Here is a 23,259-nt window from a genome sequence, read left to right on the forward strand (position 1 = left end):
CCAGCTCTGATCGCCCCGCCCAAGGAGAAGGAACAAGGCACGCACATGGGTTTCGAAGCGCCCCGGCGACTGGTCACGGCGCTCCACGAGCGGTACGGCGAGACCGCCGCGGCCGAGTGGCTCGGGCGGCTCCCCGGCCTCGCCGAGCGGCTCCCCGAGGAAGCCGGAGTGACCGTCGAGCGGGTGGTCGCCCCCGGCGGCCGCGCCAGCCTGGTGCTGCTCGTCCGCGAGGCCGACGGCACGCCCGCCGCGCTGAAGATCGCGCCGCCGTTCACCCGGCCGGCCCTGGAGCGGGACGCCCTCGCGCACTGGAACGGCTGGGGCGCCGTCCAGCTCCGCGCCGAGGCGCCGGAGGACGCCCTCGTCCTCGAACGGCTGCACCCCGAGGTGTCGCTGCGCTCGCTGCCGGAGGCCAAGGCGCTCCTGGAGGCCGCCGGGACCGTACGGAAGCTGTGGGTCGAGCCGCCGGCCGGGCACGGCTTCGAGTCGCTGGCCGAGCGGACCGCCCGGCAGGCCGGGCCGATGCGGCCGTACGCCTCCGACGCCGTCGCCGGCGGGCTCGTCGCCTCGGCCCTTGAGGCCCGCGAGGAGCTGCTCGCGGGGACCGCCGAGGAGGTGCTGCTGCACGGGGACTTCCGGCAGGGCAAGGTCCTCGCCGGCGACCGGGCGCCCTGGCTGGCCGTCGGCCCCGACCCGCTCGTCGGCGAGCGCGCCTACGACCTGGCCCGGCTGGTCCGCGACCGGGTCGAGGACCTGGTGGCGGCCTCGGCCGGCGCGCCGGCCGCGCGGCGGCGGGTGAACAAGCTGGCCGACTCGCTCGAAGTGGACCGGGAGCGGCTGCGCGGCTGGACGCTCTTCCGGGCCGTCGAGTCCGGCACGCGGGCGCTGGCCGCCGGGCGGCGGCAGGAGGCCGAATGGCTCCTGGAGTTCGCCGGCTGGCTCTGAGCTTCCCGGGCCGGCCGCGAGTTCGCGGGCCCCGAGAAGGGGAATACCCTTTTTGTATCCCTTTCTCAGGGGGCCGTGATGCTCGAAGAACTCCTGATGGCCGCAGCGGCGACGGGGGTGGCCGCCGTCGCGTACGTCGGTGCGGCGGCCCGCGTGGTGAAGCAGTACGAGCGGGGCGTCGTCTTCCGTTTCGGCCGGCTGCGCGGCCAGGTGCGGGCGCCCGGCTTCACGATGATCGTCCCGGCGATGGACCGGCTCCACAAGGTGAACATGCAGATCGTCACGATGCCGGTGCCCGCGCAGGAGGGCATCACCCGGGACAACGTGACGGTGCGCGTCGACGCGGTCGTCTACTTCCGGGTGGTCGACGCGGCGGAGGCCCTGGTCAGGGTCGAGGACTACAAATTCGCGGTCTCGCAGATGGCGCAGACCTCGCTGCGGTCGATCATCGGCAAGAGCGACCTCGACGACCTGCTGTCCAACCGCGAGAAGCTCAACCAGGGACTTGAGCTGATGCTCGACTCCCCCGCGATCGGGTGGGGCGTGCAGATCGACCGCGTCGAGATCAAGGACGTCTCCCTGCCGGAGACCATGAAGCGCTCCATGGCCCGCCAGGCGGAGGCGGACCGGGAGCGCCGCGCCCGTCTGATCAACGCGGACGCGGAACTCCAGGCCTCGAAGAAGCTGGCGGAGGCGGCGCACCAGATGGCGGAGGCCCCGTCGGCCCTCCAGCTCCGCCTCCTCCAGACGGTCATGGCGGTGGCGGCCGAGAAGAACTCGACCCTGGTCCTCCCGATCCCGGTGGAGCTGCTCCGCTTCCTGGAACGGGCGACTCCGGAACCGCCGGCGGCCGCGCCGCCGGCGCCGCCGATGCCGCCGCCGGCGCCGCTGCCTCCCGTCGAGGACCTCACGGGCCCGTCCGTGGACCCGGCGCCCCGCACGACGCCCGGCGACATGGCGGCGTGACGGCCTGCGGGGCGCGCGGCCCGGGGATCAGGCGGTGAGCGCCGCCAGGGCCGCCTCGACCGTGAGCTCCTCGCGCTCGCCGGTGCGGCGGTCCTTCAGCTCCAGGACGCCCTCGGCGGCGCGGCGGCCGGCGACGAGGATCTTCGGGACGCCCATCAGCTCCGCGTCGGTGAACTTGACGCCCGGGGAGACGCCCGCGCGGTCGTCGACCAGGACGCGCAGGCCCGCGGCCGCGAGCTTGTCGGAGACCTCCAGGGCCAGCTCGGTCTGGAGCGCCTTGCCGGCGGCGACGACGTGGACGTCGGCGGGGGCGACCTCGGCCGGCCAGCACAGGCCCTTGTCGTCGGCGGTCTGCTCGGCGAGCGCGGCGACGGCGCGGGAGACGCCGATGCCGTACGAGCCCATGGTGACGCGGACGGGCTTGCCGTTCTGGCCGAGGACGTCGAGCTTCAGCGCGTCGGCGTACTTGCGGCCGAGCTGGAAGATGTGGCCGATCTCGATCGCGCGGTCCAGCTTGAGGCCGGTGCCGCAGCGGGGGCACGGGTCGCCCTCCTGGACGACGACCACGTCGACGTACTCGGACACCTCGAAGTCACGGCCCGCGACGACGTTCTTCGCGTGCATGCCCTCCTTGTTGGCGCCGGTGATCCAGGAGGTGCCGGGGGCCACGCGCGGGTCGGCGAGGTAGGTGACCTTCTCCAGGCCCTGGGGGCCGACGTAGCCGCGCACCAGGTCGGGGCGGACCGCGAAGTCCTCCTCCGTCACCAGCTCGACCGTGGCCGTGGGGCCGAAGTGCTCCTCGACCTTGTCCATGTCGACCTCGCGGTCGCCGGGCACGCCGATCGCGACGATCTCGCCGTCGACCTTCACCAGGAGGTTCTTGAGGGTGGCGGAGGCCGGGACGCCGAGGGAGGCGGCGAGGGTCTCGATGGTGGGGGTGTCCGGGGTGGGGATCTCCTCGGCGGCGGGGACGGCGGAGCCGTCGACCGCCTTGACCTCCTGGTGGACCGCCTCCGTGTTGGCCGCGAAGTCGCAGTTGGGGCAGTCGGCGAAGGTGTCCTCGCCGGCCTCGGCCGGGGCGAGGAACTCCTCGGACTTGGAGCCGCCCATGGCGCCGGCGGTGGCGGCGCAGATGCGGTAGTCGAGGCCGAGGCGCTCGAAGATCCGCTGGTAGGCCTGGCGGTGCAGGCCGTAGGACCGCGCCAGGCCCTCGTCCTCGGTGTCGAAGGAGTAGGAGTCCTTCATGAGGAACTCGCGGCCGCGCAGGATGCCGGCGCGGGGGCGGGCCTCGTCACGGAACTTGGTCTGGATCTGGTACAGGATGACCGGCAGGTCCTTGTAGGACGAGCACTGGTCCTTGACCAGGAGGGTGAAGATCTCCTCGTGGGTGGGGCCGAGGAGGTAGTCGCCGCCCTTGCGGTCCTGGAGGCGGAAGAGCTCGGCGCCGTACTCGTCCCAGCGGCCGGTGGCCTCGTAGGGCTCGCGGGGCAGCAGCGCGGGGAGGGAGACCTCCTGGGCGCCGACGGCGTCCATCTCCTCGCGGACGATCCGCTCCACGTTGGAGAGGACCTTCTTGCCGAGCGGCAGCCAGCTCCAGATGCCGGCGGCGGTGCGGCGGACGTAGCCGGCGCGGACGAGGAGCTTGTGGGAGAGGACCTCGGCGTCCGCCGGGTCGTCGCGCAGCGTCTTCGCCATCAACTGGGACATGCGCTGGACCGGTGCGTTGGCCATGGTTCTCGTACTCCTGCCGGGACTGAAGATGATGGCTAGGAGGTTAGCCGGGCGTCGCCGTCCGCGAGAAATCAGTTCCGGCGCGGGAGCGGGAGCGGCGCGCCCATCACCGCGTACGGGCGGGCCGCGCTCGGGAAGTGGACCTGGCGGGCGAGGTCGGTGTAGCCGAGGGAGCGGTAGAGGCCGCGGGCCGGGGACTCGGTGTCGATGGCCGAGAGGATGGAGCGCTTCTCGTCGGCGGTGTCGGTGATGGTGGTGATCAGTCCGCGGCCGAGGCCGAGGCCCTGGAAGTCGGGGTGGACGTGGAGCTCGGTGATGACGAAGGAGGCGTCGAGCCAGTCGGCGGTGCCGGTGGCGCGCAGGTACGGCTCCACGACGGTGGACCACCAGTGGGTGCGGTCGTTGGGCATCCCGTACACGAAGCCGACGAGCCGCCCGTCGGGGGTCGTGGCCCCGTAGGCGCGGGCGCCGGGGTTCATCAGGTGCCGCAGCACGATGTGGCGGCGTACGGCGACCTCCTCGGCGTCGAGGCCGAAGGCGACCGCCTGTACGGCGAGCGCCTCGTCCACCCGGGCGGCGAGGTTGACGGGTCCGATCACGGCGAGGGCGGCGTCCATGCGGCGCACCCTACAAGCGGCCGCCGGTTCAGAACAGCACGCTCATGAAGGCGCCGGTCTCGCGGAACCCGACCCGGCGGTAGGCGGCGCGGGCGGGGGCGTTGTAGTCGTTGACGTACAGGCTGACGACGGGGGCGACGTCGGCGAGGGCGTACTGGAGGACGGCGGCCATGCCGGTCTCGGAGAGGCCCCTCCCCCGGTGCTCGGGGGCGACCCAGACGCCCTGGATCTGGCAGGCCTGGCGGGTGGCGGCGCCGATCTCGGCCTTGAAGACGACCTTGCCGTCGTCGATGCGGGCGAAGGAGCGGCCGGCGGAGACGAGCTCGGCGACCCGGGCCTGGTAGAGCAGCCCGCCGTCGCCGGCCATCGGGGAGACGCCGACCTCCTCGGTGAACATGGCGACGCAGGCGGGCATGATCACGTCCATCTCGTCCTTGCGGACCCGGCGGACGAGCGGGTCGGGGGCGACCGTCGCGGACGGCTCCTCGGCGATCATGAGGGGCTGGTGGGCGCGGACGTCGCGGGCGGGGCCCCAGGAGGGTTCGAGGAGCCGCCACAGCTCGGCGGTGGGGGCGGCCGGGCCGACGATCGAGGAGCAGCGGCGGCCGATCCGGCGGGCCCGCTCGGCGAAGGCGCGGACGGCCTCGGGGGTGGCGCAGATCGGCACGAGGTTGGCGCCGGAGTAGCAGAGCGAGGTGAGCCGGCCCTCGGTGTACCAGCCCCACATCTCGCCGCCCAGCCGCCACGGATCGAGCCCGGCGACGCGGACGCGGGCGGTCACGAAGGCGTTCTCGACGGGGGCGCTCTCCAGGACGGCGAGTGCGGCGCCGAGGTCGGCGGGTTCGAGGACCCGGGTGGTGGTCTGTGTCAACACGAGGGGGCCTCACCGTGCGGGTTCTGCTGGTCCTGGCACCTTACCCCCAGGATCTGGGAAGGGCTCCCGCTCATGGCGAAACCCCGCCGTCCCCCTGCGGAGGGGGCGGCGGGGTTCCGGGTGGTCGCGTGCCTCAGCCGGCGATGGCGACGGTCGGTTCGCCGCTGGCGACGCCGTCCTTCTCCATCTGCTCGGCGATCTTGAGGGCTTCCTCGATGAGGGTCTCGACGATCTTCGACTCGGGGACGGTCTTGATGACCTCGCCCTTGACGAAGATCTGGCCCTTGCCGTTGCCGGAGGCGACGCCGAGGTCGGCCTCGCGGGCCTCGCCCGGGCCGTTGACGACGCAGCCCATGACGGCGACGCGGAGCGGGACGGTCATGCCGTCGAGGCCGGCGGTGACCTCCTCGGCGAGCTTGTAGACGTCGACCTGGGCGCGGCCGCAGGACGGGCAGGAGACGATCTCCAGGCGGCGCTGGCGGAGGTTGAGCGACTCCAGGATCTGCATGCCGACCTTGATCTCCTCGGCCGGCGGGGCGGAGAGGGAGACCCGGATGGTGTCGCCGATGCCCTGGGAGAGCAGGGCGCCGAAGGCGACGGCCGACTTGATGGTGCCCTGGAAGGCGGGGCCGGCCTCGGTGACGCCGAGGTGCAGCGGGTAGTCGCACTGGGCGGCGAGCTGGCGGTAGGCCTCGACCATGACGACCGGGTCGTTGTGCTTGACCGAGATCTTGATGTCGCGGAAGTCGTGCTCCTCGAAGAGGGACGCCTCCCAGAGGGCGGACTCGACGAGCGCCTCGGGGGTGGCCTTGCCGTACTTCTTCAGGAGGCGGGCGTCGAGGGAGCCGGCGTTGACGCCGATGCGGATCGGGGTGCCCGCGTCCTTCGCGGCCCGGGCGATCTCCTTGACCTTGTCGTCGAACTGCTTGATGTTGCCGGGGTTGACGCGGACCGCCGCGCAGCCCGCGTCGATCGCGGCGAAGACGTACTTCGGCTGGAAGTGGATGTCGGCGATCACGGGGATCGAGGACTTCCGGGCGATGGTGGCGAGCGCGTCGGCGTCGTCCTGGGTCGGGCAGGCCACCCGGACGATCTGGCAGCCGGAGGCGGTCAGCTCGGCGATCTGCTGGAGGGTGGCGCCGATGTCGGACGTACGGGTCGTCGTCATCGACTGCACCGAGACGGGTGCGTCACCGCCGACGGCCACGCTGCCGACCTGGATCTGCCGGCTCTTGCGGCGCTCGGCGAGCCGGGTCGGGACAGAGGGGATACCGAGAGAAATCGCGGTCATGAGTTTGTGCAACCTCAAGGTCGTGCGTCGGCGGGCTCGGGCTTCCGAGGTTACCGCCCCGGGGACGGGGGGCCGGACACGGCGGTGGACGGCCCCCCTGAGGGCTACGTCAGCTTCACCGGGTTGACGAGGTCGGCGGCGAGCACGAGCAGCGTGAAACAGACGAAGACGCCGGCGACCACGTAGGCGGCGGGCATCAGCTTGGCCACGTCGAACGGGCCGGGGTCGGCCCGCTTGAAGAGCCGGGCGGTGTGCCGGCGGACCGACTCCCACAGGGCGCCCGCGATGTGGCCGCCGTCGAGCGGCAGCAGCGGGAGCATGTTGAACAGGAACAGCGAGACGTTGAAGTACACCAGCAGGTTCATGAACATGACGAGGATCCGCTCCGGCGGGGCGTCCACGGTCATGAGCTCACCGGTGATGCGGGCGGCGCCGACGACGCCGACCGGGGAGTCCTCGGCGCGCTCGCCGTCGCCGAAGGTGGCGTCCCACAGGCCGGGGATCTTGCCGGGGAGGGCGATGACCGACTCGACGCCGTTCTCCAGCAGGTCGCCCATGCGCCCGGTGGTGTCGCCGAAGGAGAGCGGCGCGACCTCGCTGCTCGCCTGGAAGCCGAGGTAGCCGGCGGGGACGTACGCGACGGGCCGGACGATCTGGCCGTCCTCGTCCTTCTTCAGGACCTGGTTGGAGACCAGGGTCGGGTGCAGGTCGAGGCGCTGCCCGGCCCGCTCCACGGTGATCGTGGCGGGGCCGATGGTGTCCCGGATGCGGTCCGAGAGGGTGTCCCAGTCGGAGACGGGGGTGCCGTTGAAGGCGACGATGGTGTCGCCCTCCCGCAGGCCGGCCTTGAACGCCGGGGAGACCGGGTCGCCCGTCGCGCAGGCCTCGCGGCCGGCGTCCTGCTTGATGACGCACTTCTGGACGCCGGCGACCTTGGTGGTCTGCTGCTCGATGCCGAGGGTCATCAGCGAGCCGTAGAAGAGGCCGAGGGCGAGGACCAGGTTCATGAACGGTCCGGCGAACATGACGATCACGCGCTTCCACGGCTTGCGCGTGTAGAAGAGCCGGGTCTCGTCGCCGGGCTGCAGCTCCTCGTACGAGGCCTCGCGGGCGTCCTCGATCATGGAGCGCCAGGGCGAGGTGGAGCGGGCCTCGATCTTGCCGTCCTCGCCGGGCGGGAACATGCCGATCATGCGGATGTAGCCGCCGGCCGGGATGGCCTTGATGCCGTACTCGGTCTCGCCGCGCTTCTTCGACCAGATGGTGGGGCCGAAGCCGACCATGTACTGGGGCACGCGGATGCCGAAGAGCTTGGCCGTGGAGAGGTGGCCGAGCTCGTGCCAGGCGATGGAGACGAGCAGTCCCAGGGCGAACAGGACGATGCCCAGGACGTACAGGAGCGCTTCCGTCATGCGCGTGCCTCCGCGGTTGCCTTCGCTGCGAGCTCTCGGGCCCGGGCCCGTGCCCAGGTCTCCGCTTCCAGGACGTCCGGCACCGTCAGGGAGGTTCCCCCGGTGGGCCGACCGTGTTCGGTGACGACCGCCGTGACGGTGTCCATGATGCCGTTGAAGGGGAGCCGGCCGGCGAGGAACGCCTCGACGCACTCCTCGTTGGCGGCGTTGAAGACGGCGGGGGCGGTGCCGCCGAGCTCGCCGACGTGCCGGGCGAGGTTCACCGACGGGAAGGCCTCGTCGTCGAGCGGGAAGAACTCCCAGGTGGAGGCCTTGGTCCAGTCGAAGGCGGGGGCCGCGTCGGGGACCCGCTCGGGCCAGCCGATGCCGATGGCGATGGGGCCGCGCATGTCCGGCGGGGTGGCCTGGGCGAGGGTGGAGCCGTCGGTGAACTCGACCATCGAGTGCACGTACGACTGGGGGTGGACGACGACCTCGATGCGGTCGAAGGGGATGTCGTAGAGGAGGTGCGCCTCGATGACCTCCAGGCCCTTGTTGACCAGGGTCGCGCTGTTGACCGTGATGACCGGGCCCATCGCCCAGGTCGGGTGGGCGAGCGCGTCCTCGCGGGTCACGTGCTCCAGGTCGGCCCGGGTGCGGCCGCGGAAGGGGCCGCCGGAGGCGGTGACGACGAGCTTGCGGACGTCGGCGCGGGTGCCGGCGGCGAGCGCCTGGAAGAGCGCGGCGTGCTCGGAGTCGACCGGGATGATCTGGCCGGGCTTGGCGAGCGCCTTCACCAGCGGGCCGCCGACGATCAGCGACTCCTTGTTGGCGAGGGCGAGGGTGCGGCCGGCCTCCAGGGCGGCGAGGGTGGGCGCGAGGCCGATGGAGCCGGTGATGCCGTTGAGCACGGTGTGGCACGGGGAGGCGGCGAGCTGGGTCGCGGCGTCGGGGCCGGTGAGGAGCTCGGGCAGCGGCTCGGAGCCGTACAGCGCCTCCAGGGCCGTACGCAGCTCCGCCACGGTCTCCTCGCGCGCGACGGCGACCTGGGCGACCCGGAGCCGGTGGGCCTGCTCGGCGAGCAGCCCGATCCGGCTGCCGGAGGCGGCCAGGGCGGTGACCCGGAAGCGGTCGGGGTGGCGCAGCACCAGGTCGATGGCCTGGGTGCCGATGGATCCCGTCGAGCCGAGGACGACGATGTCCCGGCGGCCTTCGGCGGGGTCGAAGGCGAGGTGCGGGTCGGCGAGAGGAGAGGGGCGGTCGCTCATGCCCCCCATTCTTGCCCGAAACGCTGTGGGCTCTTCACGGGGTCCGGGCGAACGCGCCGAACTCGTGGTGGAAGTCGGGGAAGGTCTTCTTGACGCAGCCGGGGTCGTCGAAGGTGATGCCGGGCGTGCGCAGGGCGGTGACGGCGAAGGACATGACGATCCGGTGGTCGCCGTGGGTGGCGATCTCGGCGGGTCCCGCCGGCGTGCCGGGCTCGATCTGGATCCAGTCGGGGCCGGTGGTGACGGTGACGCCGAGGCGGCGGAGGTTCTCGGCGCAGGCGTCGAGCCGGTCGCACTCCTTGACCCGGGTGTTGGCGACGTCCTCGATGCGGACCGGCCCGTCGGCGAAGGGGGCGATCGCGGCGAGGGTCGGCATGGTGTCGGAGATGTCCCGCATGTTCACGGTGAGTCCGCGCAGGGTGCCGGTGGAGCGGACGGTGGTGGAGCCGGCGGTCACCTCGACGTCGGCGCCCATGCGGCGCAGCACGTCGACGAAGCCGAGGTCGCCCTGGAGGGCGCCGGTGCCGAGGCCGGGGACGGTGACCTCGCCGCCCGGCCGGAGGGCGGCCGCGGCGAAGAAGTAGCCGGCGGTGGAGGCGTCGGGCTCGATCGCGTACGTCCGGGCGCGGTAGCCGGTGGGGGCGACCCGGTAGGTACGGCCCCGCTCGTCGTCCTCGCGGGTGACCTCGGCGCCGAAGGACCGCATCATCGCGAGGGTGATCTCGACGTACGGCTCCGAGACCAGGTCGGTGACGGTGACGGCGAGGCCCTCGGCGGTGAGCGGGCCGAGCATCAGCAGGGCCGTCAGGTACTGGGAGGACTGGCCGGCGTCGAGGGTGAGCGCGCCGCCCTTCACGCCGGCGGCGTGCACGGCGAGCGGGTGGTGGCCGTCCTTCCCGCCGTGCCGCAGGTCCACGCCGAGCTCGCGCAGGGCGGTGGAGAGCGGGCCGAGCGGGCGGCGGCGCATCTGCGCGGAGGCGTCGAAGCGGAAGGTGCCGTGGCCGGCGGCGGCGAGGGTGGGCAGGAAGCGGGCGGTGGTGGCGCCGTCGCGGCAGTACACGTCGGCGTCCGCGGTCCCCGGTCCGGCCGGGCGGCCCTCGATGTGCCAGGCGCCGGGCTCCTTCCGGACGGTGTAGCCGAGGGCGCCGAGGCCTTCGGCGAAGCCCTCGGTGTCGTCGGAGACGAGCGGGCGCAGGAGGGTGGTGGTGCCCTCCGCGGCGGCGGCGAGGAAGAGCGCGCGGGCGGTGACGGACTTGGAGCCGGGGATGTCGATGACGGTCACGCCGGTCATCCTGCCGCGCGGGGCGGGGTGCCCGTCGGCGCGGTCCGCTCCGTGGACGGGCGGGGGCGCGAGCGGAGGCGTACGGCCGCGGGGGGGGGGCACGCACGAGAGGCGGCCCGAGCCCCCGCACAGTGGGCTCGGACCGCCTGGTCTCGTGGGACGCGGGTCCTACAGGGCGAGGCCGGTGAGGACCAGCACGCGCTCGTAGGTGTAGTCGTCCATGGCGTACGCGACGCCCTCGCGGCCGGTGCCGGAGCGCTTGGCGCCGCCGTACGGCATCTGGTCGGCGCGGTACGAGGGGACGTCGCCGACGATCACGCCGCCGACCTCCAGGGCGCGGTGGGCGCGGAAGGCGGTCTGCAGGTCGTGGGTGAAGACGCCGGCCTGGAGGCCGAAGTCCGAGTCGTTGACGGCGGCGAAGGCCTCGGCCTCGCCGTCGACCTTGGCGACCGTGAGGACCGGGCCGAAGACCTCGGCACGGGCCAGGGTGACGTCCGCCGGGAGCTCGGTGAGGACGGTCGGGGCGTAGCTCGCGCCCTCGCGCTTGCCGCCGGCGAGGAGCTTGGCGCCGGCCGCGACGGCCTCGTCGACCCAGGACTCGACGCGCTGGGCGGCGGCCTCGTCGACGAGCGGGCCGACGTCGGTGGCGTCGTCCGCCGGGTCGCCGGTGACCTGGGCCTCGACGGCCGCGACGATCTTCGGGAGCAGGCGGTCGTAGACGGAGGCGTCGGCGATCACGCGCTGCACGGAGATGCAGGACTGGCCGCCCTGGTAGTTGGAGAAGGTCGCGATGCGGGTCGCGGCCCAGTCCAGGTCGGCCTCGGAGGACCAGTCGGCGAGGACGACGGCGGCGGCGTTGCCGCCGAGCTCCAGGGTGCAGTGCTTGTGCGGCACGGAGGCCTGGATGGCGTAGCCGACCTTGTCCGAGCCGGTGAAGGAGATGACCGGGAGGCGCTCGTCCTGGACGAGGGCGGGCATCCGGTCGTTCGGCACGGTGAGGATCGACCAGGAGCCGGCCGGCAGGTCGGTCTCGGCCAGGATCTCGCCCAGGATGAGGGAGGAGATCGGGGTGGCCGGGGCCGGCTTGAGGATGATCGGGGCGCCGACGGCGATGGCCGGGGCGACCTTGTGGGCGCTGAGGTTCAGCGGGAAGTTGAAGGGCGCGATGCCGAGGACGACGCCCTTGGGCACGCGGCGGGTGAGGGCGAGGCGGCCCGCGCCGCCGGCCTCGGTGTCCAGGCGCTGGGCCTCGCCGGCGTTCCAGCGGCGGGCCTCCTCGGCGGCGAAACGGAAGACGGAGACGGCGCGGCCGACCTCGCCGCGGGCCCACTTGATGGGCTTGCCGTTCTCGGCGGAGATGACCTGGGCGATCTCCTCGGTGCGCTCGGCGAGCCGCTTCGACACGTGGTCGAGGGCGGCGGCGCGGACGTGCGCCGGGGTGGCGGCGAACTCGTCGACGACCGCGTGGGCGGCGGCGACGGCCTCCTCGACCTGGGCCTCGGTGGGCACGGCGACCTTGCCGACCAGACGTCCGTCGTACGAGTTCGTGACGTCGAAGGTGGTGTCGCCGGTGGCCTCGCGGCCGGCGACCCAGAAGGCGTGGGTGGTCGTCATTACGCGTCCCGGCCCTTTCCGTTTCGGGGTGCGAGCGGTTGCTCTGTCCCCACGTTAGGGCCGGGACGCGCGGGTGACGTTTGTCCGTGGTGGAGTGGTGGCGGTGCCGGCCTGTCCGCTTCGGCCGAAGAGGCGGGCGAGCGGTGGGGGCGCGGCGGCGGAGCGGCCGGCGGTCCGCCGCCGGTCAGCGCTCCTCGTACGCCGTGAACGGCCGGTCGTACCCCGCGGTCCGGGCGAGGATCAGCCGCCCCTCGTGGAAGAGGACGTCCTGGAGGTCGCCGGTGGAGGAGGCGACCGAGTCGGGGAAGGTGCGCAGGTCGCGCTCGTCGCCGGTGTCGGCGTCGAGGACCACGAGCCCGTCCTCGGCGGACGAGCCGTACAGGTCGACCGGCACGGTGACCCGGCCCCCGGCGATCCCCAGGCCGAGGGCGTCCTCGCGCAGCTCCAGCCGGGCCCGCCACAGGCGCTCGCCGCTGCGCAGGTCGAAGGCGGTGACGGTGTCCTGGAAGACGGAGCCGATGAGGTACAGGCGGCCGTAGGCGACCTTGGCCACGGCCGGCCGGTCGCCCTCGAAGTCGTCGTTGATCCCTCCGGAGGCGATACGGCCCTGGGGGCGCCCGTCGGCGGAGAAGGAGAGGAACGTGTCGGAGCCGCTCTCGTCGAGGCTGTCGACGCGCACCACCACCGGGTCGGCGGAGAGGAACTCGGGGGCGTGGGGGATCGGCTCGACGCGCCGCCGCTCGTCGAGCGGGGTGGTCCAGCGGTGCTTGCCGTTCGCCGGGTCGAAGGCGGCCAGCCGGATGTCCACGCGGTCGCAGACGAGCAGCGCGAGGACCTGGCGCTCGGCGGCGGCGACGCGGTACGGCACGCACCCCTTCGGCGTACGGGCCGTCCAGCGGGGCTTGCCGGTGCGCAGGTCGAGGGCGCGCAGGGCGCGGTCCGGGCGGACGGAGCCGGGGCGCTCGCCGGCCCAGGAGTACGGCCAGTCGGGGTCCTCGTCGCGGACGACGGCGAGGCCGCCGCCGACGGCGACGAGGTCCCGCTCGTCCTGGATCCGGTCGGTGGCCGCGACGCGGGTGGTGCGCCACAGCTCGCGGCCCTGCGCGAGGTCGAGGGCGGTGACGGTGGCGCAGCCCGCGCCCTTCGCGGGCTCGCCCGGGGCGCTGGGGGTGCCCTGGGCGATCAGGACGACGCCGTCGGCGGCGGTGCGGCTGACGGAGCAGACGGTCGCGCCGTCGCCCGGCTCGTGGCGCCAGCGCCGGGCGACGGTGCGGGCGTCGTAGCCGGTGACGCCGTCGGCGCGGGCGGCGGCGAGGGTGTCGCCGGAGGCCCAGGAGGCGTTGCCGGACTCCGAGGAGCCGTGGTCGTCGTACGGGGTGTTCCAGACCTCGCGCATCGAGTCGCCGGGGAGGTAGCCCTGGTCGGCGAGGATGCCGACGGTGATGCCGCCGACGCCGGCGAGGAGGGCGAGGAGGAGGCCGCCGACGACGGTGTACCGGACGGCCCGCGAGGCGGGCGGCGGCGTGCCGCCGTTGCGGGTGCCGCCGTTGCGGGTGCCGCCGTTGCGGGTGCCGCCGTTGCGGGTGCCGCCGTTCGCCTTGCCGTTCCCGGCTCCGCCGCCCGCCTTGCCGTTCCTCGCGCCGTCGCCGCCCGCTCGGCCGCCCGCCTTCGTCGCCGTGGCCATCCGGACCCCACCCCCGTCGTCATGCTCACATCCACCGGATACGAGGGATCAGATTAGGGCCAGGACGGCCTGAATCCTTCACCCCCTCCGTTCGGTGGAGACGATCAGACAGACGGCGGCCACGACGATCGCGCCGCCGAGGACGATCGGCCAGGTCAGCGCCTCGTTCAGGATCAGCGTGCCGAGCAGTACGGCGACGACCGGATTGACGTAGGCGTAGGTGGCGGCGAGCGAGACCGGGGCGGACTGGATCAGCCAGGCGTACGCGGTGAAGGCGATCAGCGAGCCGAAGACGACCAGGTAGCCGAGGGCCACCCAGGAGCCGGTGGCGACGGCGCCCGGGTCGAAGCCTCGGTGCTCGCCCCGGAGCAGGCCCACGACGACGCCGCCGATGCCGCCGGCGAGCATCTCGTACACGCTGGCGGTGAAGGGGTTGGCGGGCATCGGGAGGCGGGCGGAGGAGACGGTGCCGGCCGACCAGAGCAGGGCGGCGAGGAGGACGAGGAGGACGCCGCCGATGCCGATCTCGCCGCTGAGCCCGGGGACGGTGAGGACGGCGAGGCCGCCGAGGCCGATCAGGACGCCGCCGTACGCGCCGAGCCCGGGGCGCTCGCCGGCGGCGGTGCGCAGCAGGACGACGAAGACGGGGACGGCGGCGACGAGGAGGGCGGCGAGGCCGGAGGGGACGGTGGTCTCGGCGAGGTTGACGAGGCCGTTGCCGCCGAGGATGAGGAGGACGCCGACGAGGGCGGCGGAGCCGAGCCGGCGGCGGTCCACCTTGAGGGCGGCGGGCCCCTGGCGCCAGGCGACGATCGCGGCGAGGAGGAGCCCGGCGACGATGAAGCGGGAGCCGGAGGCGAGGAAGGGCGGGATGGTCTCGACGACGAAGCGTATGCCGAGGTAGGTGGAGCCCCAGACGACGTAGACGATGGCGAGGGCGACCCACACGGCACCGCCGATGCGGCGGCCCGGCGGGGCGGCGACGACGGGGAGGGGCTTGGTGCCGCCGGCCGGGGGCGCGGAGGCAGGATCGACGGCAGGGCTTGTCATGAGCAGGAGATTAGGGAATCACCCGGCTTCCCACCAGGAATTCTGCCCGGGACCGGGCAGGGGGAGGGGAATCGAAGAGGCCCTGGCGGTCGCCCGAGGGGGAAGACCACCCCGGAGAGGCGACCCGGGACGCCTCGCCGCCCTGGGGGTTACTGCTCCCCCTCCCCCGTCGCCTTGAGGGCCAGCCACAGCTCCATGCGGACGTCCGGGTCGTCCAGCGAACGCCCGAGGATCTCCTCGACGCGCCGCATCCGGTAGCGCAGGGTGTGCCGGTGCACGCCGAGATCGGCGGCCGCGGCGTCCCACTGCCCGTGCCGGGAGAGCCAGGCGCGCAGGCTGGCCACCAGATCGCCGCGGCCGGTGGCGTCGTGTTCGCGCAGCGCCCGCAGCATGCCGTCGGCGAAGGCGCGTACGGCGTCGTCGGCGAGGAGCGGCAGGACGGAGCCGGCCGCCAGGTCCTCGTGCTCGACGAGGGCGCGGCCGCGGCGGCGGGCCACCGAGAGGGCCTGCTCGGCCTGCCGGTGCGCGGCGGCCGCGGTGCCGGGGCCGGCGGGGGCGGAGAGCCCCACGACGACACCCGCCTCCTCCGCCTCGCGTTCGGCGTACCCGGCGCAGGCGGCGACGACCGCGCCGTCGTCGCCGGCGAGGACGACGAGCCGCTCCTCGCCCTCGGGCACGGTGAGCACCGCCTCGCCGGCCCGGGCGGCGGCGGCCTCCAGGGCCTCGGCGAGGACCGGGAGCGGGGGTTCGGGCGAGGCGCCGGCCGTGGCGGGTTCGGCGACGAGGACGCGGAAGGGGGCGTCGAGGAGGCCGCCGTAGACGTCGCCGGCGACGGTACGGGCGTGGTCCGACTGCCCGGCGAGCATCAGGCGCAGCACGGCGGCGCCGAGGCGGTGCTCGGCGGCCTGGAGGGAGCGGGAGCGTTCGGTGGTGAGGGTGAGCAGGGCGATCGCGGAGTGGACGGCGTACCGCTCGGCGGTGCCGAGGGGGGCGGCGGTGCCGACGGCGAGGGCGCCGCGGACCCGGCGGCCGGTCCCCAGGGACTGCAGCTCCACCCGGTCGTCCGTGCCGCCGACGACGGCGCTGGCGGGGGCGGGGCGTTCGCGCAGCCGCTCGACGTCCGGGGTCAGCCGTGCGGCGCGGCGGGCCGCCCACTCGGGCGAGACGGCGACGACGGACCCGGAGGCGTCGTAGAGCGCGGCCCAGCCGTCGACGTGCGCGGCGAGCCGGGCGACGACCGCGTCCGGGCCCTCGGCGAGGGCGGCCCGGGTGAGCTCGCGCTGCGCCTCGAAGCCGGCGGTCACGGCGCGGTACTGGTCGGCGGCGATGGCGGCGGAGACGGCCTTGCTGATGGCGAGGAAGGGGGTGCGGCGCGGGACTTCGAGGAGCGGCAGGTGCTCGGCGCGGGCGGCGTCGAGGAGCGCGTCCGGGATCTCCTCGTAGTTCACCCCCACGGCGAACCCGAGCCCCACGACCCCGGCGCCGAGCAGCCGCCGCACGTACCGCCGCATCGCCTCCGGGTCCTCGGCGTCGAGCGTCAGGGCGGTGGTGAGCAGCAGCTCGCCGCCCTCCATGTACGGCACGGGGTCGGCCAGCTCGCTGACGTGCGCCCACCGGACGGGCGTGTCGAGACGGTCCTCCCCCGCCCGGGCCAGGAGCCGGAGCGCGGAGTTGTGGACGAGCGAGGCGAGGGTGGGCGGCATCGGGAACCGGCGGACCTTACGAGCGGAGGCCGGGGCGCGAGACCCGCGCCCGGCGATGGAGCGCCGCTGGGGAGCGCGGCCCACCCGATTGTGCCAGGCCCCCCGCCCCGCCGCGCGGGGCCGTGCTCAGGCGCGGAGGTCGACGAGGAGGGGTGGCGTGTGCTCGCCCCGCACGTCGGTGAGGGAGAGGACCGCGTGGCCGGGCGGCACGCCGTGGGCCAGGTCGGAGGCCGACCACCGCTCCCGCTCGACCTCGCGGACGGTCACCGCGTCGGTGGTGACGGCCCGGCCGGTGACGAGCTTGCGCACGGCGTGCGCCACCCGCGTGAGGGGTTCGTCGGAGCGGACGGTGCGGCTGGTGACGTCCCGGGTCTCCACCCATGCGGTGCCCCAGGTCTCCGCGAACCGCTTGCCGTCCCAGGTGGTGACCCCGGCGAGGGCGAACCGGCAGCCGACCGCCCCGAAGAGCGGGGTCCGCAGGTGCTCGGGGACGTCCTCGACGGTACGGAGCCCGAGGACGACGCCCGCGTGGGCGGAGCGCAGCCGCTGGAGACCGCGCACGGTCGCGGCGGTCAGGGTGTGCGCGGCGTCGTCGAGGACGAGGCAGGCGAAGCGGGAGCGGTCGGTCCGCTCCACGGCCCGGCCGAGGAACTGGGCGAGCACGAGCCGGGTGAGGAGCCGGGACGCCTCGGCGTGCCCGGATTCCGGCAGGTCGATCCGGACGCGGACGGGGTGGTCCAGGGCCCGCATGGTGAACGGCGTGGTCGCCCCGGACGTGTCGAAGAAGCCGGCGAAGGCGGGGCGGTCGAGGAGGGCGATCCGGTCGGCGAGCCGGCCGGCCGGGTCGCCGGCGGCGCCCTGCTGCCGGGCCCGGGCGTCGAGTTCACGGACGAGGGAGGCCTGGCCGGCTGCTTCGAGGGAGGTGCGCAGGGCCGCGAGCCGGGTGGGGTCGCCGTCGAGGAGTTCGCGGAGCTCGGGGACCGAGGGGAAGCGGTCGTGGACGGCGTGGAAGGGGCCGAGAAGCTGGGCGAGCGCGGTGGTGGCCGGACGGGTGTCGGCGGTGTCGCCGGCCAGGACGTCGGCGAGCAGGGTGGCCGCGCGGTCCGGGTCGGAGGTGCCGCCGTACAGGTCGAGGTCGTGCGGCGAGGCGGGGTCGCCGACGCGAATAACGACGTCGTAGGCCTCGTCCGGGCCGAGGGGCGCCGTGTCGGAGCCGACCACGACGACGGCGGCCTGACCGGCGAGCGCCTGGAGGGAGAGGGACTCGACGAGCGGGCGGACGAGGCGGGTCGTCTTGCCGCTGCCCGAGGGGCCGACGACGAGCATGCCGGTGCCGAGGACGTCCGGGTCGAGGGCGAGGCCGGTGGTGCGGCGCGCGTAGGGGTTGCGGGCGGTGTCGGCGACGGTGCCGAGGCGGACCTGGCGGAGGGCGAGGTCGTGCGTGGCGCTCCGGCCGACGAGGAAGCGGGCGCCGGAGGGGTGCAGGAAGGCCGCGGCGCCCCGGGCGAGAACCTCGTGGAGGAAGGCCGTCTGCTTCGCGGGCGCCTGGCCGGCCGCCTTCCAGGCGGCCTGGATCCGGGCGTAGTCGACGTCGTTCATGCCCCCGTCGGCCGCCTCCGCGGCGAGCCGATCGGCCGCCTGCCCGAACCCGGCGGCCCGCAGCTCGGGCCAGGAGGCGGGGTCCGCGCCCCCGGTGACGGGGGCCGTCGGGGCCGCGGACGTCCCGGGACGCGGGGCCGTGCGCCGCACGGCGAGCCAGACGAAGGGGAGGGCGGTGGCGACGGTGAGCAGGAGGGTGGCCGTGTCCTCCATCTCCAGATTGGCGTAGATCGCGGCGGGACTCGTGAGGTCGTACGGCAGCATCGAGAGGACGAGGGGGCGCAGCGGCAGCCAGTCGCCGCGGACCAGGGCGATGGTGATCAGGCCCAGGACGACGGCGAGGGCGAACTGCGCCCGGCGTCCGTACTCCCGGACGAGCCGGCTCCAGGCGTACGGCCAGCGGCCGAAGCGGCCGATGCCGCCGAAGACGCCGGCGAAGAGGACGAAGCGGTAGACGGCGAGGGCGATCGGGCCCCCGGTGCCGGGCACGGGCGCGCCGCCGAGCGGGCGCCACCAGTCGGCGGGGGTGAAGAGCCGGATCGGGACGCTCCAGTAGGGGATGTAGCCGTTGCGGAGCAGCGACCAGAGCAGGACGGCGACGAGGAAGGAGATCGTCGCGCCGGCGAGCACGGTCCGCAGCGGCGTCTCGTCCGGTTCCCGCTCGGGCCGTGGCACGTGTCCGTACCGCCAGATGCCGGGCGCCGCCTTGGGACGCGGTGTACGCAGCCAGTCGACGAGCGTGGACGCGGCTCGCGCGCTGGGCGCGGCGGTGGGCCTGGGCGGGGCGGGGTGCGCCGCGGCGGACGGTGTGGTGCCCGGCAGCGGAGGGGTGCCGGGGGGCGGGCCCGCCGGGCGGGGGATGTCCGCGTGCGGCCGCCCGTCGTGCGTGCTCCGCGAGCCGTGCGTGCCCTCGAACTCCATGTTCCCCTGCCCCCTGGCCCTTCGACTCCGCGGCGCTGTCGTCCGGGCCCAATCTAGAGCCTCGGTCCCGGATCATGCCCCGGATCAGGGCGATGGCACGGAGTGGGCCCGGACAAGTGCGCGTATGGCCGATCCGGACAAGGACACGCCGGGACCACTCCCATCCGTAGCATGCGCCGGGCATGCGGCCGCGCCTAGCCTGCGGAGGAAACCCGCAAGAGCGTCCAGAACACCCCAGGAGCCCCGCATGAACGCTGTCCCGCAGGAGCGGCGCGTCGTCACCGCCATTCCCGGTCCGAAGTCGCAGGAGCTTCAGGCTCGTCGGCTGGAGACGGTCGCCGGGGGCGTGGGCTCCACGCTGCCCGTGTTCACCAAGCGCGCGGGCGGCGGGATCATCGAGGACGTCGACGGCAACCTGCTGATCGACTTCGGGTCCGGCATCGCCGTGACGTCCGTGGGCGCCTCCGCCGAGGCCGTCGTGCGCCGCGCCTCCGCGCAGCTGCAGGACTTCACCCACACCTGTTTCATGGTGACGCCGTACGAGGGCTACGTGGAGGTCTGCGAGGCGCTGGCCGAGCTGACCCCGGGCGACCACGCCAAGAAGTCCGCGCTGTTCAACTCGGGCGCCGAGGCCGTCGAGAACGCCGTCAAGATCGCCCGTTCGTACACCAAGCGCCAGGCCGTCGTCGTCTTCGACCACGGCTACCACGGCCGCACGAACCTCACCATGGGCATGACGGCGAAGAACATGCCGTACAAGCAGGGCTTCGGTCCGTTCGCGCCCGAGGTCTACCGCGTGCCGGTCGCCTACGGCTACCGCTGGCCCACCGGCGCCGAGAACGCCGGCCCCGAGGCCGCCGCGCAGGCGATCGACAACATCACCAAGCAGATCGGCGCCGAGAACGTCGCCGCGATCGTCATCGAGCCGGTCCTCGGCGAGGGCGGCTTCATCGAGCCGGCCAAGGGCTTCCTGCCGGCGATCGTGAAGTTCGCCAACGACAACGGCATCGTCTTCGTCGCCGACGAGATCCAGGCCGGCTTCTGCCGCACCGGCCAGTGGTTCGCCTGCGAGGACGAGGGCATCGTCCCGGACCTCATCACCACCGCCAAGGGCATCGCGGGCGGTCTGCCGCTCGCCGCCGTCACCGGCCGCGCCGAGATCATGGACTCCGTCCACGGCGGCGGCCTCGGCGGCACCTACGGCGGCAACCCGGTGGCCTGCGCCGGTGCGCTCGGCGCCATCGAGACGATGAAGGAGCTGGACCTCAACGGGAAAGCCAAGCGCATCGAGGAGGTCATGAAGGCCCGCCTCTCCGCGATGCAGGAGAAGTTCCCGGTCATCGGCGACATCCGCGGCCGCGGCGCCATGATCGCCATCGAGCTCGTCAAGGACCCGGAGACGAAGGAGCCGGCCGCCGAGGCCGCCGCCTCGCTCGCCAAGTACTGCCACAACGAGGGCGTGCTCGTCCTCACTTGCGGCACCTACGGCAACGTGCTGCGCTTCCTTCCGCCGCTGGTCATCGGCGAGGACCTGCTCAACGAGGGTCTGGACGTCATCGAGGCGGCGCTCGCCGCCCTCTGACGGACGCTCCGGCCGACGCTTCGGCGCAAAGAGTGAAGACTCTGTGGGGGGCCGATGGCGGGACGCGTTTCCCGCTGTCGGTCCCCCGTCGCGTGCCGTACGGTCGTTCCCAGATGAGAGAAACACCCGGGGCGGAGCATCCCCAGCCCCGCCCGGACCGTGCCGAAGCGCACACCACCGGAGCCTCGTGCTCCGGGATTCCTCACCGATCGGATGGCCGCCCGCCCCACACCCCCCGGGGCGCGCGGCAGCCCGATCCTCCCGGCCGCCCCGGAACCACCCCCCCTGTTCCAGGGCGGCCGGCTCTCTTCTCGGCGCTCGTCGCCCTCGCCGTCGTGACCTGGCAGGTGCTCGTCCACGGCCCCTTGACCAGGCTCGACGAGCGGGTGTCCCGGGCCCTCGTGGACACCGTCCCCCGGTGGCTGAGCGAACTCGCCTCCGACCTCGGCAATCTGACGGTCGCCCTCCCCGTGCTCGCCGCCGCGATGGCGTACGCCGCCTTCCGCGGCCGCCGGCGCCAGGCCCTCTTCGCCGGTCTCGCCATGGCCGCCGTACCGCTCCTGGTCGTCCCCCTGAAGGAGTGGACGGCCCGCCCCGGCCCCCTCGAACCCTGGGCCCACGGCTACTACCCCTCCGGCCATACCGCCACGGCGATGGTGGCGTACTTCGGGGCCGCCTGTCTGGTCTCGCGACGGCTCGTCCCCGTCGCCGCCGTGCTGACGGCGGTGACGGGGACGGGGCTGGTGCTCCGGGGCTTCCACTGGCCGCTGGACGTGGCGGCCAGTGTCTGCCTCGGCTTCCTGATCCTGGGCGTCAGTTCCAGTTGGCTGCGTTCTATCCGAAATACGCGTCGAAGTTCCGGCTGAACTCCCACTGGTTGAAGCGGTCCCAGTTGATCGACCAGGTCATCAGGCCGCGCAGCGACGACCAGGTGCCGTGGGTCTGGTAGGTGCCGCAGTTCTGCTTCTTCGTGAGGCAGTCGAGGGCCTTGTTCACCTCGGCGGGGCTGGTGTGGCCGTTGCCCGCCTGGGTGGAGGCCGGGAGGCCGATGGCGACCTGCTCGGGGCGCAGGCCCGGGAAGAAGCGCTCGCCGTTGCCGGCGACCGGGAAGCCGGTGAGCAGCATGTCGGTCATGGCGATGTGGAAGTCGGCGCCGCCCATGGAGTGGTACTGGTTGTCCAGGCCCATGATGGAGCCCGAGTTGTAGTCCTGGACGTGCAGCAGGGTGAGGTCGTCGCGCAGGGCGTGGATGACCGGGAGGTACGCGCCGGCGCGCGGGTCCTGGCCGCCCCAGGGGCCGGAGCCGTAGTACTGGTAGCCGAGCTGGACGAAGAAGGTCTCGGGGGCCATCGTCAGGACGAACTTCGCGCCGTACTTGGCCTTGAGGGTCTTGACCGCCTGGATCAGGTTGACGATCACCGGCGAGGTCGGGTTGCGGAAGTCGGTGTCGCCGGTCTGGAGCGAGAGCGAGTGGCCCTCGAAGTCGATGTCGAGGCCGTCGAGGCCGTACTCGTCGATGATCTTCGAGACGGAGGAGACAAAGGTGTCGCGGGCGGCGGTGGTGGCGAGCTGGACCTGGCCGTTCTGGCCGCCGATGGAGATGAGGACCTTCTTGCCGGCGGCCTGCTTGGCCTTGATCGCCGCCTTGAAGTCCGCGGGGGACTCGACGTTCGGGCACTCCGTCGCCGGGCAGAGGCTGAAGCGGATGTCGCCGGAGGTGACCGAGGTCGGTTCGCCGAAGGCGAGGTTGATGACGTCCCAGGAGTCGGGCACGTCGGCCATGCGGGTGTAGCCGGAGCCGTTGGCGAAGCTGGCGTGGAGGTAGCCGACGAGGGCGCGGGCGGGCAGCTCGCCGCCTCCGCCGCCGCCTCCGGAGGTCGTGGTGGCGGTGACGGCCGTGGAGCGGGCGGACTCGCCGGCGCTGTTCGCGGCCGAGACCTGGAAGCTGTACGCGGTGCTCGGGGTGAGGCCGGTGGCGGTGTACGAGGTGCCGGTGGCGGTGCCGACGGCGGTACCGCCGCGGTAGACCTTGTACGAGGTGGCTCCGGCGACCGCGGGCCAGCTCAGCGGCACCGAGGTGGAGGTCGGGCTGCCGGCGGTGAGGCCCGTGGGGGCGGCGGGTATCTCCACCGGGGCGCCGCCGGGGCCGTACAGGGAGAGGTCGTCGGCCTGGTAGGCGGGGGTGCCGTACCAGCCGTGGGTGTAGACCGTGACCGAGGTGGTGCCGGCGCCGGTGGTGAAGGAGGTACTGAGCTTCTGCCAGTCCGGGGCCGACTGGGTCCAGGTGTACCCGTCGGTGGTGCCGGTGCCGGTGACGCCCAGGTAGACGTAGCTGCCGCGGACCCAGCCGCTCAGCGTGTACGCCGAGTTGGGCTGCACGGTGATGGTCTGGGAGCACTTGGCGTTGTCGCTGCCGGCGGGGGTGGCCTGGAGGGCCTTCGTCCCGCCGTGCACGGGTGAGGAAACGACGGCGCCGCTGCCCGCCGTACAGCTCCAGCCGTCCAGGCCGGCCTCGAAGCCGCCGTTGCGGGCGAGTTCGGAGTCGGCGGCCTGGGCGGCCGGCGAGAGGGCGGCGAGCCCGCCCATGGCGAGCGCGCCCGCCAGGAGCAGGGTCAGGGGTCTGGTGCGGTCCACGACTGCCTCCGGGGGTGGGGGATCGGAGTGGAGCGCGCCACAGCATGGTCCAGACCAATCGAGTGGTCAAGACCTCTGTACGGGGAAGGACTTGGGAGGGGTACGCG

The 23,259-nt window shown here is 73.7% G+C and carries 17 protein-coding genes; 4 read left to right on the forward strand and 13 right to left on the reverse strand.

Annotated elements, in window-relative coordinates:
* Positions 1-45 precede the first annotated feature (45 nt).
* Together ABZ621_RS07350 and ABZ621_RS07355 are read left to right on the forward strand one after the other, a co-directional pair.
* Positions 46-945 carry an aminoglycoside phosphotransferase family protein gene (locus ABZ621_RS07350; protein WP_360601636.1) on the forward strand — a complete coding sequence of 300 codons (900 nt, stop codon included), beginning with the start codon at positions 46-48 and terminating at the stop codon, positions 943-945.
* A 78-nt stretch (positions 946-1,023) separates the two neighbouring features.
* Positions 1,024-1,911: a slipin family protein gene (locus ABZ621_RS07355; RefSeq protein ID WP_360601638.1), complete on the forward strand. Its 888-nt coding sequence runs from the start codon at positions 1,024-1,026 to the stop codon at positions 1,909-1,911.
* A 27-nt stretch (positions 1,912-1,938) separates the two neighbouring features.
* On the opposite strand, the gene ABZ621_RS07360 is transcribed toward ABZ621_RS07355, so the two are convergent.
* The 12 genes from ABZ621_RS07360 to ABZ621_RS07415 all read right to left on the reverse strand — a co-directional run bounded on the left by ABZ621_RS07360 (position 1,939) and on the right by ABZ621_RS07415 (position 18,936).
* Positions 1,939-3,642, reverse strand: a complete 1,704-nt coding sequence (locus tag ABZ621_RS07360; protein WP_360601640.1) for a proline--tRNA ligase — start codon at positions 3,640-3,642, stop codon at positions 1,939-1,941.
* A gap of 71 nt (positions 3,643-3,713) precedes the next feature.
* The gene (locus ABZ621_RS07365) at positions 3,714-4,259 is read right to left on the reverse strand and encodes a GNAT family N-acetyltransferase (RefSeq protein ID WP_360601642.1); all 546 of its coding nucleotides are present in this window, start codon (positions 4,257-4,259) and stop codon (positions 3,714-3,716) included.
* 28 nt (positions 4,260-4,287) lie between these two features.
* Positions 4,288-5,133 carry a GNAT family N-acetyltransferase gene (locus ABZ621_RS07370; protein ID WP_360601644.1) on the reverse strand — a complete coding sequence of 282 codons (846 nt, stop codon included), beginning with the start codon at positions 5,131-5,133 and terminating at the stop codon, positions 4,288-4,290.
* Positions 5,134-5,266: 133 nt separating this feature from the next.
* Entirely contained in the window at positions 5,267-6,424 is a 1,158-nt protein-coding gene (gene ispG, locus ABZ621_RS07375; protein ID WP_360601646.1) for a flavodoxin-dependent (E)-4-hydroxy-3-methylbut-2-enyl-diphosphate synthase, read from the reverse strand.
* Between the two features lie 104 nt (positions 6,425-6,528).
* Positions 6,529-7,836: a site-2 protease family protein gene (locus ABZ621_RS07380; protein ID WP_360601648.1), complete on the reverse strand. Its 1,308-nt coding sequence runs from the start codon at positions 7,834-7,836 to the stop codon at positions 6,529-6,531.
* A complete protein-coding gene (gene dxr / locus ABZ621_RS07385) occupies positions 7,833-9,083 on the reverse strand; it encodes a 1-deoxy-D-xylulose-5-phosphate reductoisomerase (RefSeq protein ID WP_360601650.1) in 1,251 nt (416 codons plus the stop codon). The genes ABZ621_RS07380 and dxr overlap by 4 nt, the downstream gene beginning before the upstream one ends.
* Positions 9,084-9,117: 34 nt before the next feature.
* On the reverse strand, positions 9,118-10,365 hold the full coding sequence (gene aroA, locus ABZ621_RS07390) for a 3-phosphoshikimate 1-carboxyvinyltransferase (RefSeq protein ID WP_360601652.1): 1,248 nt from the start codon (positions 10,363-10,365) through the stop codon (positions 9,118-9,120).
* A 168-nt stretch (positions 10,366-10,533) separates the two neighbouring features.
* Positions 10,534-11,979 (reverse strand): aldehyde dehydrogenase family protein, encoded by a 1,446-nt coding sequence (locus ABZ621_RS07395; protein WP_360601654.1) that lies wholly within the window; start codon positions 11,977-11,979, stop codon positions 10,534-10,536.
* Positions 11,980-12,163: 184 nt separating this feature from the next.
* Positions 12,164-13,663 carry a PQQ-binding-like beta-propeller repeat protein gene (locus tag ABZ621_RS07400; protein WP_360601656.1) on the reverse strand — a complete coding sequence of 500 codons (1,500 nt, stop codon included), beginning with the start codon at positions 13,661-13,663 and terminating at the stop codon, positions 12,164-12,166.
* A gap of 78 nt (positions 13,664-13,741) precedes the next feature.
* Entirely contained in the window at positions 13,742-14,713 is a 972-nt protein-coding gene (locus ABZ621_RS07405) for an EamA family transporter (protein ID WP_360601658.1), read from the reverse strand.
* Positions 14,714-14,862: 149 nt separating this feature from the next.
* Entirely contained in the window at positions 14,863-16,416 is a 1,554-nt protein-coding gene (locus ABZ621_RS07410) for a PucR family transcriptional regulator (protein WP_360601660.1), read from the reverse strand.
* 126 nt (positions 16,417-16,542) lie between these two features.
* Positions 16,543-18,936: an ATP/GTP-binding protein gene (locus ABZ621_RS07415; protein WP_360601662.1), complete on the reverse strand. Its 2,394-nt coding sequence runs from the start codon at positions 18,934-18,936 to the stop codon at positions 16,543-16,545.
* Positions 18,937-19,183: 247 nt separating this feature from the next.
* On the opposite strand from ABZ621_RS07415, the gene gabT reads away from it, so the two are divergent.
* Both gabT and ABZ621_RS07425 read left to right on the forward strand, forming a co-directional pair.
* Positions 19,184-20,518 (forward strand): 4-aminobutyrate--2-oxoglutarate transaminase, encoded by a 1,335-nt coding sequence (gene gabT / locus ABZ621_RS07420; RefSeq protein WP_360601664.1) that lies wholly within the window; start codon positions 19,184-19,186, stop codon positions 20,516-20,518.
* A 335-nt stretch (positions 20,519-20,853) separates the two neighbouring features.
* The gene (locus ABZ621_RS07425; protein WP_360601666.1) at positions 20,854-21,384 is read left to right on the forward strand and encodes a phosphatase PAP2 family protein; all 531 of its coding nucleotides are present in this window, start codon (positions 20,854-20,856) and stop codon (positions 21,382-21,384) included.
* Here the strand turns inward: ABZ621_RS07425 and ABZ621_RS07430 are convergent.
* The gene (locus ABZ621_RS07430; RefSeq protein ID WP_360602261.1) at positions 21,353-23,104 is read right to left on the reverse strand and encodes a glycosyl hydrolase family 18 protein; all 1,752 of its coding nucleotides are present in this window, start codon (positions 23,102-23,104) and stop codon (positions 21,353-21,355) included. The two genes, ABZ621_RS07425 and ABZ621_RS07430, sit on opposite strands and share 32 nt — an antisense overlap.
* Between the last annotated feature and the right edge of the window lie 155 nt (positions 23,105-23,259).

The organism is Streptomyces sp. NPDC007863 (assembly GCF_040633895.1).
Lineage (GTDB): Bacteria > Actinomycetota > Actinomycetes > Streptomycetales > Streptomycetaceae > Streptomyces.